This is a genomic window from Thiomonas sp. OC7 (genome assembly GCF_900634595.1).
Taxonomy (GTDB): domain Bacteria; phylum Pseudomonadota; class Gammaproteobacteria; order Burkholderiales; family Burkholderiaceae_C; genus Thiomonas; species Thiomonas arsenitoxydans.
This window is the reverse complement of record NZ_LR131953.1, coordinates 2,495,712-2,510,814: the sequence shown is the minus strand read 5'-3', so window position 1 is coordinate 2,510,814 and position 15,103 is coordinate 2,495,712. Positions and strand designations below refer to the sequence as shown.

Here is a 15,103-nt window from a genome sequence, read left to right as displayed (position 1 = left end):
GGCACGGTCTGTCTGCGTCGTGTGTCGCTGCTGGTCAGTCGTGAGGCGGTTTGATCCGGGCGTGTGTCGGAGCTGTCCAAACCTTCGATGCGTAAAAACCTTGCAAGGTAATGTTTCGTGGGACATTTGACACACCGCGTGCGCGGCGTGTCACGCCTGGCGGCGCCATGTCACACGAAACGCTTGGTCAGGGCTGCGCCCCGACACCCTCTGGACACGATCCGCCGCAGTGCGGACGCCGGCGTCGGTTCTCCGCGGTTCCCTTGTCGCACACGTTGATCGGCTTGGATGTCGGCGGCATCACAGCCGACGCGGGCGGATTCAATCTGACTTCAGGGCGCACACCTACTGTCCCCACCCTGCAGAGTCAGGGCAGGGCGCTGTGAAAGGCGCGCACATGAGGAATCACGATGACGCAAGATGAGGACAAACCGGACACGCCAGACGACGCGGGTGCATTCGACCGTGATGCGGCGCGTTCGCAGCTGCTTCAGACCGAAACAGCATTGCGCGAGGTCGTGCGGCGCAAGCGTCAGGCTGCACAGGCGCGAGCACGCGCCGAGCGGTCCATCGATCCGCGCGAATTCGCGCTCAACAGCCTGCTGGCGATCGAGGATGAGCTGTTCACCTTGTTCGACAGTGGCGAGACACTTGCCGAGATGCTGGCGTATCTGAAAGAGAACATGCCTGGCGTGCCTTTGGCGGACCTGCGACGGGCTTTGAAGACGATACGACAACGCCGGGTGCGCTCCGGCACCAACACGCCAGCGTCAACTCCGGGCGACACAGGCAACGCACAAATCGGCCGTGAGAAGGCCGTCCAAGCGCACAAGGCAGCAGTCGCCACGCCAGCCGCCGCAACCGCTCCGCCGGCTGCCCACGGACTGGAAGGTCTGGAGTTGCCGGATTGGGCGGACGGCTCTGACCGCCTGCCGGAGGAATCCGCGGCGGACTACATCCTGCGCAAGAACCTGGAGGGGCCGCCCGAGGCGCGGCGCAAGTTCATCGGCGAGCACAACGCCTGATTCCCCGACTGCCGTCGGGCGCCACCGGGGCGCTGCCCGGTCTTTTTTTGATCCTTACTGAAAGGTTTTCCATCATGCTCAAGACGTTCATCATCGATGGCGACAAAGGCGGCGTCGGCAAGAGCCTGGCCGCCCGTGCGCTGGTTCATCATTTCTTGTCCCAAGAGGAGGAGCGGCGCCCCCGGCTGGTGGTCTATGACGCCGATCTCTCCAACCCGGACGTGTGCGGCGAAGGCGGGCTGCGGCCTGGCGGCGGCATCGCCAGCACGGCGCTGCTCGATCTTTCCACAGAGAGCGGGTGGATCGATCTGGGCACGAAGCTGGCCATGCTCGGCGCTGCCGCCCAGACGGCGGAGTACCGCATCATCATCAATATGCCGGCGCAGATCGGCACCCGTGCATTCGACGGGTCGATCCACATCGTCGGCGAGGTGCTGCGCGAGGCCAATGCGGTGCCGGTGTGGCTGCTCAGCCGCACTCAGGAGAGCATCCGGGCGCTGGATTACCGCCTGCGCACTATGCCCGCGCGCTATGAGGCGGGCATCGTGGTGAAGAACATGTTCTTCGGTTCGGCGGACAAGTTCGTGCTCTGGCAGATCGACCCGCTGCGGCAGCGCCTGGTGGAGGAAGGCGCCTGGGCCGAGACCCAATTGCCGGAGATGAACGATCAGCTCGCGGTGATGATCGGGCGGCGTCCGTTCCATGAGGTGCTGGCGTCGGGCATCGACGGTCGGCCGCTGCCGTATGGCTACCGGCTGGCCCTGCAGTCCTGGCTCAAGCGGGCCGGGGCGGCGCTGGAGCCGATCGAGTCCGTCGATGTGGAGGGGGTGTGATGGCCTACAGCAATTCGGAACAGGTGTTCATGGATGTGCTCGGGCGGCTGCCGACCGAGGACGAGTGGAAGGATGTCCGTTCGCTGCTGGGCATCCTGCAGCGCACCGGCTTCGAGGTGGACGACCCGAGCAACGCACCGCACGTCACCCTGTTTGCTTGGGGCTGGGCGCGCAGTACGCCGAGGGCGGATGTGCTGGCTGCAGTGAAGGCGGCGGTACTGGAGTCGGGCAAGGCGGAGGCATCGCCTGTGGATTTGACGCCGGTGATCGCCGGCTTGCGCGGCTTGCAGGAGGTGGCGGCGCGGCCGGTGAGCGCGAAGGTGGATGAGGGGGTGGTCAGGACGGCGGTGAGAGAGGCGGTGACCAGCGCCTTGCGGGAGCCGATTTCTCTGGCCTCGATGGCGCTCCTGGGCGTGGTCATCGCCGTCGCGCTGTTTGTCGGTTCGTGGTGGGGTAAGCGCCAGTTGGAGCCGACGGTGCAGATGCAGCAGCAGATGATTCAGAAGCTGACGGCCCCTGACCATGCGCCGCGTGCTGGCAAGTGAATGGCCGATCCCCGTCGCGGCGGTTGCCGGCAGCGCCTGGCTGTGGGGTGGTTCCGGCCTCCTTGGGCCGCTGGCGTCGCTGTGTCTTCCCTTGCTGGTGGCGGGAAGCGGCACGGTGCGGCGGCGGTTCGGGGTGGCGCTGGCCTATTACGCGGTGGGCTGCTGGCCTATCGTTTCGGCGGTGTTGGGCTATTGGGGGGAACATCACGCCTTGATGGCCTGGGCTGCGTGGGCAGGGGCGGCCGTGGCGTTGTCTTTGCCGTGGGCTCTGCCGCCTCGGCGCGGCGGTTTGTTGGCCGCGCTGTTGCTGACCGCCCTGCCCCCGTTGGGCGTGATCGGCTGGCTCTCGCCGATGAATGCAGCGGGCGTGCTGTTCCCGGGGATGGGATGGATCGGCGTGCTATGTCTGCTGGCTCTCGCGGTCATCCTTCCGCTGGCTTTGCGCGACTGGGATGGTTCACGCCGGGTTCTCGTTCCGCTGCTGGTGTGCGCGGTCTTGGCGAATGCCGCCGCAGCAGTCAGGCTTGGGGTGGGGCTCACTCCGGCTTCGCCAAAAGGCTGGGTCGGCATACAAACGCAGATCAGGCCGGACAACGGCAATGTCTTCGCCGACATTGCCAACAATCAAGCCGTGATCGCCTCCGGGCTCGATCAGGGCGCTGGTGCGCGCGTGCTGGTGTTTCCTGAAGCCATCCTGCCGAACTGGTACGACGGCACCAAGGCGCAGTTCGCTGCGGCGGTGCCGCCGGGGCAAATCTGGCTGCTCGGGGCGCAGATGGGTGCGCGCGATGCCCTGGTGCGGGTCGAACATGGATACGCTGATCCGGTTCCCATCGCACAGGCTGCAGGCCTGCTGCTGGGCGGCGACTGGCAGCCGTGGAATCCGCGCACCTTGCGCCCGGCCTGGTGGCAGCGGGTGTTCGATCTTGACGGAGAGCGTGTGTGGACCGCGATTTGCGTGGAGCAAGTACAGCCGTGGACGTGGCTTGAGGCGCTGTGGCAGCGGCCAACGGTGATTCTGGCGCAGTCCAATGCGTGGTGGGCTGCACCTGGGAGCGCAGCGCCGGGGATTCAGGACGCGAGCACGCGGGCTTGGGCGCGGTTGATGGGGGTAAGTGTGGTGAGGGCCGTGAATTGATAATAGCGATGGCGTTCGATGCCGCGCCGCCCCCATACTCGCTCAGCGCCAGGCGAGCGCTACCACTCTGCATAAATGAGCATCCTGAACTACGTCCAATTGTGGGGCTCAAACTTGAACTGGACCTCAAGCTACAAACCGTTTGGTTTCAACCCTTCGGCCGCGTCACCCACCAAGCGGAAACCACGATGAGCAATCCGCCCGCCCAGCCGATTAGCGTTAAGCGCTCACCCAACCAGATCACGGCAATCAAAGCTCCCCAAAGGGGCTCACTCCCCATGAGCAACGCCACTCGAGATGGACTAGTGCGCGAGGCCGCGTAGTTCTGGACAAAGAACGCCAGAAGGGTGCACGCGATCACCAAAAACGCCGTCGCACCCCAAAATGATCCACTAGAAGGAAATGGAGCCCAGTCGGGACCGGGTACCAAGAGCATCAGGAGTGCCGACCCAAGGGTCATCACGCCCATCTGTATTGCAGTCATGGTCAGCGCCGGGAGGCGGTAGCGCCGACCATGGCGGCGGGTCAGAGTCACCATGACCCCGCGCAGAAAGGCAGCTGCCACCATCAGCGCGTCGCCAATGGCAAGCGGTGAAACGTGTCCGCCGTGCTGCTGGTAAGCAAGCAAGACCGCGCCCAACAGTGAGACCCCTGAAGCGGCGAAGACAGATCCGTCCGGCCGGTCGCCCAGCAGCCACCATTCGCACAGCGGCGTAAACACGACGCACAAGCTGATGAGGAACGCGGCGTTGGAAGCCGTTGTGAGTGACACCCCGAAGGTTTCACAAACGAACACGGCCAGGAGGTTGGCGCCAAGCAGCGAGGCCCCCGCAAGTGCTCCTGGCCATGACGCGACGGCAAGCCCGCGCAGAGCCGGCAAGAGCAACAAGAACGTGAGACCAAACCGCAACACGAGGAATTGCAGCACCGGCACTTGCTCGGTCGCGACCTTGGTCGCGCTGTAGCTGCCCCCCCACACGATCGCGACCAGGAGCAAGAGCAACTCGATCGTTCCGAAAGGCGAGCGAGAGCCGAAGCGTGTGCCGACCGCCTTCGCACTGGCATTGGGTGTTGACGCTGTCATGGTGCAACCTTTGAAAAGGCGACCACCAGCACGTCCCGCCATGCCTCGACGCCCGTCTCAGCCGGTAACACCGGCGTAACCGAATGCTTGGTTTGCGCATCCTGGCCGATCATGATGTCAAGCGGCCGTTGCAGCGTGCGCTGCCACAACACCTGTCCCTGGTTGTCGGTGACGGTGGTCTCCCCGCCCTTGACGTTGTTGCGCTGCACCAGCATGCTGACGATGTAGTCCACACCGTCACGGTGCAACCCTTCCGGCGTGGGATTTCCCGCCTGCGCTGAGTTCGCAACGATTCGGTAGGGGTGCAGTCGGATATTCCAGTGCCGGGGCACCCCCTCACATTGGTCGTAGAGGAACGTCAACCAGTCCAGCAAACGATTGAGGAGCGGGTCGGAGACGAAGCTGCTCTCCAGCGGATCGAACAGCCGAGCGACACCCCCATTGAGGCCGTTGACGTACTTCGGTTGTTCGTAGGGACCGTGAGGCAACCGGCGACGGCGAATCCCCTGCGGCGAGTCGAACGCGCCGTAGCGACGGTATCGATACGTGCCACCATCCCCCATGTGTCGATCCAGCGTGAGACTCGACCAGTGCTTGGAAAAGGCCGCAATGTCATCAGGCGTGACCGCGAGGATGCCGCTTAGAGCATCACCACCAAGGAACAGGAAATGCTGCTCGTGGAGATGACGACCAAGGCCCTCGACAAGGACAGACTCCAGCGGGCGGTTCGTCAATGCCGCCATGTTCATGCCAGCGCCTCCTCGTGCCGACGGTTGGTCGGGTTCGGTGGCTGAAACACATCATCGACCAACGACTTTTCCCAACCGTCTCGGTCGGTCAGATAGAGCGGATGCGGTGCCTTGATGGCGCAGATGTCCATCGCACCTTGGCGGAGCTGATACGTGACGGTTCCAGTGACCTTTTCCGACGCGTGTCGGATGAACGCGTCGACGCACAAGCGCAATGGTCCGAACCAGCGTCCCTCGACTGCTTCCCGCGTCCACAACATCTCCAAAGAGACCTTCTCTCGAAGTAGCTCGGCGTCCAGGACAGCTGTCTCCAGTTGCCGGTAGGCATCCATCAACACGGTTGCCGCTGGCGCCTCTCGAATCTCCAGCACCTTCTCGCCACCGGCTAAGTGCTCGAGTCCGCTGTAGCGACCGATCTGGAAGGCGCCCACAGCGTCGTTGAGGTGTGCAATCAGGGGGACGAGTTCCATCTGCCTGCCGTTCACCGCCGACGGGCGCCCCTTGCGAAACTCGATTTGCAGTTCGCAACTGGGAACATCGCCTTCCCTGCGACGGGTCCATTCAAACAAGGATGGCGGGGCCCAGAATCCTTCAGGGTTGTCGAGTGATCCAGATTCGAATTCTCGGCACCAAAGGTTTGCATCGCCGCTGATGCCACGCGCCTGAAAGCGCGTCAGGCCCAGTACCCGCAGCGCCTCGATCTTTTCATCGCGAGTCAGAACAGAACGCTCGTAAGGCGTCCCATAGCATCCGTCGAAATCCAGCTGCTCGATGGCACCGTTCAGTCTGCGTAGGCTGTTCTGAGACTGATTGGCCGTATGAATGATTGCGTCACAACCCAATTCTCGTGCCACATTGACCGCAATCTTGGCCAGAATCGGTCGAGACAGCGAAGAGCTGACCGGGTAGGTTCCAAGGTACCGTGCCTGGGCGCAGATGGCCGGCGCCACCGCCTCGGCGGCAAATTCTTCCTTGGCGTCAACCACCTTCAGATCGACGCCAAAAAACGCGGTGATCTCTTGGAGATCCTGCAGCTGGCAACCTTCACCCACGTCCACCGACAGGGCCGTGACACGCAGTTTGCGCTGCACCAGCTCTTTCAGGACGTAGCTGCTATCCAGTCCCCCGCTAAAAAGGGTGAGCACGTGGCCGACCCGACCTTGCATCGCATCAAGGTCTGCAAAGCTTCGAATAATGCGCGTCGGCATGCCATCCCTCCGTCGTTTTGTTGGCAAGAAGGATTGTTCGTCGAGGGCTCTCCATTGACTAGACTGGATCGCAGAAAAGGAGTTGTGCCTGGTGAGAACAGATAATTTCTTGGAGGTGATGCAGGAGATGGTCGCTTTCGTCCGCGTCGCGGAAGCAGGCAGCTTCTCGGCCGCTGCAAGGCTGCTCGGAGTGACGCCTTCTGCTGTAAGCCGACAAGTTGCACGTCTCGAGAAGGCCATGGGCGTGGCCCTCTTGCAGAGGACAACACGCCAGCTACGTCTGACCGACGCCGGGCTCGCCGTTCTGGAACACGGCCGTGCCATGGTTGCTGCGGCTCAGGCAACACTTCAGGTCGCCGAGGGTCATATCGGGGCGCCAAAGGGGCTGGTTCGCATCAGTGCGCCCAAGGCATTCTCACGCCACGTGCTGCAGCCGTTGCTGCTGGACTTCCTCACGAAGCACCCGGCTGTAGACGTGCATTTGTTGGTAGTCGACCGCGTGGTCGATCCTTTGCGCGAGGGGATGGACCTAGTGCTCCGACTGACGGACGACCCTCCGCAGGGCATGATCGCGCGCGCATTGATGCCAGTGAAGCAATTGTTGCTGGCTAGCCCTGCCTACATCTCTGCCCATTCGCCAGTGCGAACGCCTGAAGACCTCATGGGTCACAGCTGCCTGGCAATTGGGGAGCAAGAACGAGACAGTCGGTGGCGTTTTGTGCGTGCCGAGGACAGCGTAGAAGTCGTCGTCGCTGGGCGGTACACGTTGAATCACAGCGAAATGCGTCTCGCAGCAGTTGAGGCCGGACTCGGAATTGGCTGCGTGCCCGATTTCGTCGCACACGCGGCCTTGGCAGCAGGAAGGGTCGTCCGCTTGTTGCCGGATTGGTCCTTTGATACCAACTACCAGGGTATGGCTTACCTCTTGTTTACCAAGTCGCGATATACCGCGCCGAAAACTCGCGTGCTCATCGACTATCTCGTGGCCGCTCTGCGCCCGGACAAAGAGCCGACCTCCGTTCACGTCGGAGCAACATTGTGACACTGAGGGTGTTGCCCTCAATGGCGTTGGAGTTGTACGTCCACTCCAGCGCTTGTTTGTCATGCAGACTGGCGACCGTTGCGGGCGGTAGCGGGCGCAGGGCGTCGAGCTGCGCCTTGCGCGTGTCGATAAGTTTTAGCAGATCGACAAAGGATTGGGACATGGGTCGATTCTAGGTTCTACGACCAAGCTCAAGCCTGCCCTCCCACTTCCCCCCAAGCTTGCCTTCATCCTTGCGGTCCGGCCACCAGGCGCCTTTGCACGCGCCGCACCGGTAGTACGCCTTGCCGGTCTTGGTTTCGTTCTTGAACGTGGGCTTCTTGCAGCTCGGGCATTTCGGGCCGGCAGCGCCAGCGCTCGATATCTTCTGCCCGCCGTCGCCCGCCGGCCTGTCCTCGAACCGTTTCCCCGGCTTGCCACCATCATCCCCGAATGCCGCCTCGCAGTCCAGGCAACGGTGGTACATACTCCCAGCTTTGCTGGTGCGCTGCACGCAGCGTGCGCCGCCACAGGCCGGGCAGGCATGCAGGACCAACTGCGCGTCCGTCAGCTTGCCCTCCAGCAGCGTCCGCGAAAACTCCCGCGTTGCATCCACCTGCGCCTGCATGAATGCGGCCAGCGCTGCACGCCCTGCCGCGATGTCCGCCAATGCATCCTCCTGCAATGCGGTGGTTCCTGGATCGGCCAGATCAGGCGCCACCTTGCGCAGCATGTCGATCAGCTGCACGGTATGCGTCCGCCGAACCCATCTTTTCAATGAGTCTGTGCTAAGTGAAGCTTGAGTTTTTTCGGAGGCTCCATGCGATCAGACAAACTCAGTGAAGAGCGGATTGATGAGATTCTGGCGATTCTTGATGAACTCAAAGCCAGCGGGATGAAGGCTGAAGCGTTTGCGCAGAGCAAGGGGCTGGGCTACGGGCAACTGCGCGGCTGGCTGTCGAGCGCACCGCGTTGGCGCGCGCAACGCGCGGGGCTGGCCCTGCCGCCACGGCGCAGCGCCTTCGTGCGCGCCCACTGCAACCCGTCCCCCGCTGCGGCTGCGGATGGAAGCCCCCATCCCGGACACGCCCGCATCACCTGCGAGGTGGCCCAGCGCCGCGCCCAGATCGACTGGCCCGTGGCCCACGCAGCCGAGTGCGCGCAGTGGCTGCAGGCCTGGCTGGGATAAGCCATGCTGCGCATTGAGGCCATCTGGCTGGCCGTGGGCGCCAGTGATCTGCGCGGCGGGATGGATAGCCTGCTGGGGCAGGTTGTGGCCCGGTTTGGCTCAGCGCAACGCGACCATGCCTATGTGTTTGCCAACCGCCGCGCCACCCGGCTGAAAGTGCTCGTGTTTGATGGAGCGGGACTCTGGCTGTGCACGCGCCGATTGCAAGAAGGCCGGTTTGTCTGGCCGCAGGACGACCGTGAGGCGCTGCACCTGAGCGAGCAGCAATGGCGCTGGTTGGTGGCCGGGCTGCCGTGGCAGCGCATGAGCGCGCACGCCACCGCCAGCGCCATTGCCGTGGTGTAACCCCCAAGCCCAAGCGTTTGTCGATCCGGGCAATTCCCCCTTCTCGCGCGCGCACGCGAGAGAATCTGCCCATGCTTGACGCTCTGGATACCGACCGACTCCAAGCCCTGGGCGACGATCCGGCGGCGCAGTACGCGCGTACGGTCATTGCCCGCATGCAGGCGGATTTGAAGTTCCAGCAGACGAAGATTGCGGCCCTGAGCTTCGGAAGAACGAGAACTTTCCATGCACGTCCTTCGCCCTACATCGACAGATGAGGCTGCAGTGCCACACCTCGTCCCATTCATCCACTCGGCAATTGGAGCCGGGTTTCCAGCTTGACTTCGCGCAACGCCACCGCTGTCTTCAACTGGCGCACGCCCTTGATCTTGAGCATGAAGCGCGAGACGAAACGATCGAATGCCTGCGCATCTGGCACGTAGATCTTTAACAGGTAGTCCGCGTCGCCGGTGATGACCCAGCACTCCTGGATTTCCGGTGCTGCGCGCACGGCCCGCTCGAAATCGGCGACGACAGCCTCAGAGTGCTTCTCCAGACTCACCTGCGTAAACATGCACGAGTCCAGGCCCAACTTCGTGCGGTCAAGGAGTGCGGCATAACGGACGATCAGGCCGCTTTCCTCCATATCCCGCAACCTCCGCCAGCACGGGGGCGCCGACAGTCCGATCGAGTCGGCGAGCGCCTGCACCGTGATGCGCCCGTCGCTCTGCACGATGTCGATCATGCGGCGTACGTAGGAATCCTGCAGGAGATCGGATGTTTCTTTCGACATGACGGCACTATTGGAAAAATACTTGCTGCATAACCCCATAGTTGCAACCATTTGATTTTAATCTTAGCGCATACTGGTAATAGTATCGATTCGTCAGATGGCAGCTACGCCTGACCGCAGTAGCGACAACGCGCGACATTGACTCGTCGTACCAGTTGAGCCAGAACCGAGTCAGTCGCACCTTGCCTGCATTTCCCGAGAAGGAGTCTCACCATGTTGACCTTGCAACGTTGTGCGATAGCCGCCATGCTCGCGGCCTGTTCCGCAGCACCCGTCCTTGCGGCACCCAGCGTGGTCACCCTCGGCTATGCCGGGCCGATGACCGGCCCGGCCTCTGCCTACGGCAAGGATGCGGCCAACGGTGTCTCGATGGCGATTCAGCACCTGAACGCCGAGCACGCCAGCATCGACGGCAAGCCGGTGACCTGGAAGGTGGATGTGGAGGACGACCAGGGCGACCCCAAGCAGGCCACGGTCGTGGCGCAAAAGTTCGCCGATGAAAAAGTGAACGGCGTCGTCGGCCACCTCGAATCTGGCTGCACCTACCCAGCCTCGCGCATCTATGACCGCGCGGGCATTCCTGAAATCACCCCGGCTTCCACAGATCCCAAAATTGCCCAGCAGGGCTTCAAGACGTTCTTCCGCATGCTGGCGAACGACGACGCCATCGGCGCCGGACTGGCGCAATACGCTGTGCACCACCTACACGACAAGACCGCCGCGGTGGTGGACGACGGCACCGCCTATGGCCAGGGCATCGCTTCCGTGTTCATTGCCGACGCGAAGAAGGACGGCATGCGCATCGTCGATCACCAATACACCAATGACCACGCGACCGATTTCACCGCCATCCTCACCCAGATCAAGGCGGCGCATCCGGCGGTGATTTTCTACGGCGGGGCCTATGCCCAGGCCGGGCCGATGCTGCGCCAGATGGCGCAGCTTGGCGTCAAGGCGCAGTTCATGGGCGGCGACGGCATCTGCACCAGCGAACTGGCGACACTGGCCGGCCCTGCGGTAAACGGCACGATTTGCGCCGAAGGCGGCACGCCGCTGCAGGACATGCCCGGTGGGCCCACATGGAAGGCCCGCTACGTGAAGGCATTCGGCGCCTCCGCCCTGCAGCCGTTTTCGTCTTATGCCTATGACGCCACGATGGTGCTGGCCCACGCAATGATGAAAGCCAAGTCGGTCGATCCCAAGGTCTACCTGCCCTTCATCCGCCACGTCGACTACGAGGGCGTGACCAAGAAAGACATTCGCTTCACCTCCACCGGCGAATTGGTGCATCCGGTCATCACCCTGTCGCAGTTCAAAGAGGGAAAGAAAACTCCGCTGGCGGTGGAGAGCGTGCAATGAAACGGGCACGGCCGCAATGGGATGCGGTTGTTGATCGCGGTTTTCAGCCTTTTGTCAATTTTGGAGATCATTGCCATGTATGCCGACACCGATGCCGAATTCAGTGGTGAGCGCTCGACCAACTATCAGGATGCCCTGCGTCTGTATCCCGACGCGTGGCTACACGATTTGAAATTAATGCACGACTTGCTTCAACCAAGACCAGGGGAATCCATTGTGGAGGTTGGTGCCGGAACAGGGTACTTCAGCCGCGAAATTGCCAGAACGCTTGGTGCGAACGGCCGCCTGGACATCGTCGATCCCGCGTCAGAGCAAACGCAAGGGCTTGCCGAAATTCTGCCGCGCAATATCCGTATCCACCACCAGGCAGCAGAGGATATGGAACTGGCGTTCAAGGGTTTCGACGCGGTCTGGAGCCGCGGCGCCATCCATCATGTCCGCGACAAAATGCGGGCGTTTGAGCGATTCGCCGCGCACACCAAACTTGGCGGTCGGTTGGTGATCACCGACATCTTTGCGGGCACGACATTGGCGCGCTATTTCGATAGCTTCATCGCTCGCTCCTGCGTGACCGGCCATGAGGTGTCATTTTTGTCCCAAGATTTCGCCACCACAATTTGTGGATTGACGGGCTGGAGCTGCCCCGCGTTCTACGACAACACCGCTCGATGGCGATTTGCCGATTCTCAGCATCTGGGCAAGTTTTTACGTCTGCTGTTTTCTGCCAAGCCGGAGTATTCGGACGAGGATTGTCTTGAGGGAGTTCAGGACTTCCTGACAGTGCAAGATGGGGGCGGTAGTTGCACCTTGCTTTGGCCGATGACCACCTTGGTTGCGCAGCGTGCGGCGACGCATTGACTGACCCGTATGTCACCACCAGAACCTCTTGCAGAGACTTCAACGCAAATCACGGGCGGTGCAGTTCCGTCTCCGCTCGGTCTGCTGCTCGCCGTTTCTCTCGGCCTGTCCATGGTGCAACTCGACATCACCGTGGTCAACGTCGCGCTGCCGCAGATTCATCGCGAACTGCACACCACGCTGTCCGGCCTGCAATGGGTGAGCGACGCCTACGCGCTGAGCTTCAGCAGCCTGATGCTGGGCGCGGGCGAACTGGCCGACCTGTACGGCCGCAAGCGCGTCTACACCCTCGGCCTGGTGGTCTTCGTGCTGGCTTCGCTGCTGTGCGCCTTGTCTCCCTCTCTGGCCTGGCTGAACGCGGCGCGCGTGGTGCAGGGCGTGGGCGCCGCGGCTTTGTTGCCCAACTCCCTGGCCATACTGCGACAGGCCTTCGTCGATGCGCGCCTGCGGGCGCGGGCCATCGGCCTGTGGGCGGGTATTTCAGGAGTGGCGCTGGTGGCCGGGCCGACCTTGGGCGGGGTGCTGGTCGATGCGCTGGGCTGGCGGGCGATCTTCTGGATCAATCTGCCGGTCGGGCTGGTGGCTTTGCTGCTGACCGCCCGCTCCGTGCGCGAATCTCACGGGGACACTCAGCGGAAGCTGGACGCGGTCGGGCAGGTGCTGGCCACGGTGAGCTTGGCCGCCTTGCTGTTCGCCCTGATCGAAGGCCATGCGCTGGGCTGGGCCGCACCGCCCATCCTGCTGGCTGGCGGCGTCACCGTGTTGGGCGGCGGGCTCTTTGTCTGGTGGGAGGGCCGCGTGATTCAGCCGCTGATTCCGCTGACCTTCTTCCGCCTTCCTGCGTTTACCGGCGCCAATGTGGCGGCGGGCTTGATGAACTTCGGCGTCATGGGCATGCTGTTCGCCATGAGTTTGTTCTTCCAGCACGTGCAAGGCTTGTCGGCGGCGCAGGCCGGGGTGCGGCTGAGCGTGATGTTTCTGCCCTTCGTGGTGCTGGTGTCGTTCGGCGGGCGGCTGGTGGGGCGGTTCGGCGCGCGCTGGACATCTGTCGCCGGGTTGGCGCTGATGGGGGTCGCCTATCTCGGCTTGGTGCGTGTTGAGGCGCAGACCCCATTTCTTGCGATGGCGCCCTGGCTGCTGCTGGCCGGGCTGGGCCTGGTGCCGGCCATGCCGGCCGTGGTGCATGCCGCCATCGGCGCCGTGCCGCACGAACGCGCCGGCATGGCCTCGGCGGTGAACAACACCGCACGGCAAGCGGCGGGCGCGCTGGGCATCGCCTTGCTTGGCGGTTTCCTGCATCTGCACGCGGGAGGCATGGCGGGCACAGGTGCGGCGCTGCTAGGGGCGGCGCTGGCTTTGCTGGCCGGGGCCCTCATCGCGGCCTGGACGCTGCGCTGATGTGTGCTTCAAGAAATTCAATACCCAGGATCTGCGCCTGAAATGTGACGAATGGACCGGTCCACAATGTGCTTGATTAACCAACCCCAGGGGGACGTCAAATGACTGCCGTGGCGAAAAGCGAGAAGGCGCAGATCATCACTCAACTGAGGGAATTATTCGGTGAGCGATGTGCACTGGGTCAAACCATTCGCGATCAGCACGGAAAAGATGTCTCCTTTCATCCGACATGCCCACCTGATGCCGTCGTCTTTGCGAAGTCCACGCAGGATGTCGCAGCAGTTGTCGATATCTGCCACGCATCTTCAGTTCCTGTCATTCCATTCGGTACGGGAACATCCTGTGAGGGAGGAATCGGGGCGATCTCAGGCGGCATATGCATTGATCTGTCGCAGATGAATGCCATCCTCGAAGTCAACACCGCAGACTTCGATTGCCGAGTACAGGCCGGAGTGACGCGAAAACAGTTGAACGCTGAATTGCATGGCACCGGGCTTCACTTTCCAATCGATCCGGGCGCGGATGCCTCTCTTGGCGGCATGGCGTCGACGCGCGCGTCAGGAACGAATGCGGTGCGCTATGGCACGATGCGTGACAACGTGATGTCACTTCAGGTCGTGATGTCCAGTGGAGAGATTATCGAAACGGGTGGGCGCGCCAGGAAATCTGCAGCAGGCTATGACTTGACCCGCCTGTTTACAGGTGCTGAAGGGACTTTGGGGATCATCACCGAGTTGACGCTCAGACTGCATCCACTGCCAGAAGGCGTGAGTGCGGCACGATGTGGCTTCCCCAGTCTGCAGACAGCCATCGACACAGTCATCCAGGTGATCCAGACAGGTATCCCCATTGGCCGCATCGAATTTCTGGATGAACTGCAAGTTGCAGCCTGCAATCGCTATTCGAAGCTTAATCTGCCTGAGGTGCCAACGTTGTTTTTCGAGTTTCAAGGTTCCCCCGCGAGCCTCGCAGAACAAGTCGAGATGGTTGAGGCCATCGCGCGCGACAACGGAGGCTCTGGCTACGCTTGGGCGACGACGCCCGAGGCTCGCTCCCAACTCTGGCAAGCGCGGCACGATGTGTGGTGGGCAGCGCTAGCGCTGCGTCCAGGATGTCATGGCATACCAACCGATGCGTGCGTACCGATCTCCATGCTCGGTGATGCCGCAGTTGCTGCTCGGCAAGACGTTCTGGAGTTGGGGTTGACTGCGCCGATGTGCGGACATGTTGGTGATGGCAATTTCCACCTGTGCATCGTTGTCAACCCCGACGATGCCGATGAAATGACGCGCGCAGCGGAACTCAACGCCCGCTTGATGCGGCGCGCCATCAGACTCGGTGGGACATGCACGGGGGAGCATGGCATTGGATACGGAAAGCTCGATTTTCTTGAACTCGAACGTGGCCCTTCAATGCACGCCATGGTTGCGATCAAGAAGGCCCTGGACCCCCGCAACATCATGAATCCGGGCAAGGTCCTGCGTGTGACAGACCGATATGACACGTTCCAATGATGAAGTTTTTCAGCCTTGGCGGCCATGTGCTGACGTGCACCCTCCAGGTGGCGGGCACGTTCATT

17 protein-coding genes are annotated in these 15,103 nt (G+C 62.4%); 12 read left to right on the top strand and 5 right to left on the bottom strand.

Annotation, left to right across the window (positions count from 1 at the left end; genetic code table 11):
- Nucleotides 1–410 precede the first annotated feature (410 nt).
- The 4 genes from BIO17B3_RS12070 to BIO17B3_RS12055 all read left to right on the top strand — a co-directional run bounded on the left by BIO17B3_RS12070 (nt 411) and on the right by BIO17B3_RS12055 (nt 3,541).
- Nucleotides 411–1,025: a hypothetical protein gene (locus tag BIO17B3_RS12070; RefSeq protein WP_112487977.1), complete on the top strand. Its 615-nt coding sequence runs from the start codon at nt 411–413 to the stop codon at nt 1,023–1,025.
- A gap of 74 nt (nt 1,026–1,099) precedes the next feature.
- Entirely contained in the window at nt 1,100–1,858 is a 759-nt protein-coding gene (locus BIO17B3_RS12065) for a hypothetical protein (protein ID WP_156054225.1), read from the top strand.
- On the top strand, nt 1,858–2,403 hold the full coding sequence (locus BIO17B3_RS12060; RefSeq protein ID WP_112487975.1) for a hypothetical protein: 546 nt from the start codon (nt 1,858–1,860) through the stop codon (nt 2,401–2,403). Before BIO17B3_RS12065 ends, BIO17B3_RS12060 begins: the two co-directional genes overlap by 1 nt.
- Nucleotides 2,381–3,541: a conjugal transfer protein TraB gene (locus BIO17B3_RS12055; protein ID WP_112487974.1), complete on the top strand. Its 1,161-nt coding sequence runs from the start codon at nt 2,381–2,383 to the stop codon at nt 3,539–3,541. Before BIO17B3_RS12060 ends, BIO17B3_RS12055 begins: the two co-directional genes overlap by 23 nt.
- Before the next feature lie 148 nt (nt 3,542–3,689).
- Here the strand turns inward: BIO17B3_RS12055 and BIO17B3_RS12050 are convergent, their stop codons facing one another.
- Genes BIO17B3_RS12050 through BIO17B3_RS12040 form a run of 3 tightly spaced genes read right to left on the bottom strand, consistent with a single transcriptional unit; the run spans nt 3,690 to nt 6,582 of the window.
- Entirely contained in the window at nt 3,690–4,625 is a 936-nt protein-coding gene (locus BIO17B3_RS12050) for a DMT family transporter (protein WP_112487973.1), read from the bottom strand.
- The gene (locus BIO17B3_RS12045) at nt 4,622–5,374 is read right to left on the bottom strand and encodes a 2OG-Fe dioxygenase family protein (RefSeq protein ID WP_112487972.1); all 753 of its coding nucleotides are present in this window, start codon (nt 5,372–5,374) and stop codon (nt 4,622–4,624) included. The genes BIO17B3_RS12050 and BIO17B3_RS12045 overlap by 4 nt, the downstream gene beginning before the upstream one ends.
- Nucleotides 5,371–6,582 carry an argininosuccinate synthase-related protein gene (locus BIO17B3_RS12040; protein ID WP_156054224.1) on the bottom strand — a complete coding sequence of 404 codons (1,212 nt, stop codon included), beginning with the start codon at nt 6,580–6,582 and terminating at the stop codon, nt 5,371–5,373. Before BIO17B3_RS12040 ends, BIO17B3_RS12045 begins: the two co-directional genes overlap by 4 nt.
- A gap of 91 nt (nt 6,583–6,673) precedes the next feature.
- Here BIO17B3_RS12040 and BIO17B3_RS12035 point away from each other — a divergent pair, with 91 nt between their 5' ends.
- Nucleotides 6,674–7,624 carry a LysR family transcriptional regulator gene (locus BIO17B3_RS12035; protein ID WP_172979024.1) on the top strand — a complete coding sequence of 317 codons (951 nt, stop codon included), beginning with the start codon at nt 6,674–6,676 and terminating at the stop codon, nt 7,622–7,624.
- A 172-nt stretch (nt 7,625–7,796) separates the two neighbouring features.
- Here BIO17B3_RS12035 and BIO17B3_RS12030 read toward each other — a convergent pair whose 3' ends face one another.
- On the bottom strand, nt 7,797–8,351 hold the full coding sequence (locus tag BIO17B3_RS12030; RefSeq protein WP_232054277.1) for a hypothetical protein: 555 nt from the start codon (nt 8,349–8,351) through the stop codon (nt 7,797–7,799).
- A 72-nt stretch (nt 8,352–8,423) separates the two neighbouring features.
- On the opposite strand from BIO17B3_RS12030, the gene BIO17B3_RS12025 reads away from it, so the two are divergent.
- The 3 genes from BIO17B3_RS12025 (at nt 8,424) to BIO17B3_RS12015 (ending at nt 9,394) form a co-directional block, all read left to right on the top strand.
- Nucleotides 8,424–8,792, top strand: coding sequence for a hypothetical protein (locus BIO17B3_RS12025; RefSeq protein ID WP_112488565.1), 369 nt, complete (start codon nt 8,424–8,426; stop codon nt 8,790–8,792).
- 3 nt (nt 8,793–8,795) lie between these two features.
- Nucleotides 8,796–9,137: an IS66 family insertion sequence element accessory protein TnpB gene (gene tnpB, locus BIO17B3_RS12020; RefSeq protein ID WP_112487969.1), complete on the top strand. Its 342-nt coding sequence runs from the start codon at nt 8,796–8,798 to the stop codon at nt 9,135–9,137.
- A gap of 71 nt (nt 9,138–9,208) precedes the next feature.
- Nucleotides 9,209–9,394 carry a hypothetical protein gene (locus tag BIO17B3_RS12015; RefSeq protein ID WP_112487968.1) on the top strand — a complete coding sequence of 62 codons (186 nt, stop codon included), beginning with the start codon at nt 9,209–9,211 and terminating at the stop codon, nt 9,392–9,394.
- A gap of 26 nt (nt 9,395–9,420) precedes the next feature.
- Here the strand turns inward: BIO17B3_RS12015 and BIO17B3_RS12010 are convergent, their stop codons facing one another.
- Nucleotides 9,421–9,909, bottom strand: a complete 489-nt coding sequence (locus BIO17B3_RS12010) for an Lrp/AsnC family transcriptional regulator (RefSeq protein WP_232054276.1) — start codon at nt 9,907–9,909, stop codon at nt 9,421–9,423.
- A 213-nt stretch (nt 9,910–10,122) separates the two neighbouring features.
- Here BIO17B3_RS12010 and BIO17B3_RS12005 point away from each other — a divergent pair, with 213 nt between their 5' ends.
- The 4 genes from BIO17B3_RS12005 (at nt 10,123) to BIO17B3_RS11990 (ending at nt 15,038) form a co-directional block, all read left to right on the top strand.
- A complete protein-coding gene (locus BIO17B3_RS12005; RefSeq protein WP_338123583.1) occupies nt 10,123–11,268 on the top strand; it encodes a branched-chain amino acid ABC transporter substrate-binding protein in 1,146 nt (381 codons plus the stop codon).
- A gap of 75 nt (nt 11,269–11,343) precedes the next feature.
- A complete protein-coding gene (locus BIO17B3_RS12000) occupies nt 11,344–12,126 on the top strand; it encodes a class I SAM-dependent methyltransferase (RefSeq protein WP_112488564.1) in 783 nt (260 codons plus the stop codon).
- Nucleotides 12,127–12,135: 9 nt separating this feature from the next.
- Nucleotides 12,136–13,524 (top strand): MFS transporter, encoded by a 1,389-nt coding sequence (locus BIO17B3_RS11995; protein ID WP_112487966.1) that lies wholly within the window; start codon nt 12,136–12,138, stop codon nt 13,522–13,524.
- A gap of 101 nt (nt 13,525–13,625) precedes the next feature.
- A complete protein-coding gene (locus BIO17B3_RS11990) occupies nt 13,626–15,038 on the top strand; it encodes an FAD-binding oxidoreductase (RefSeq protein ID WP_112487965.1) in 1,413 nt (470 codons plus the stop codon).
- The last annotated feature ends 65 nt before the right edge of the window (nt 15,039–15,103 follow it).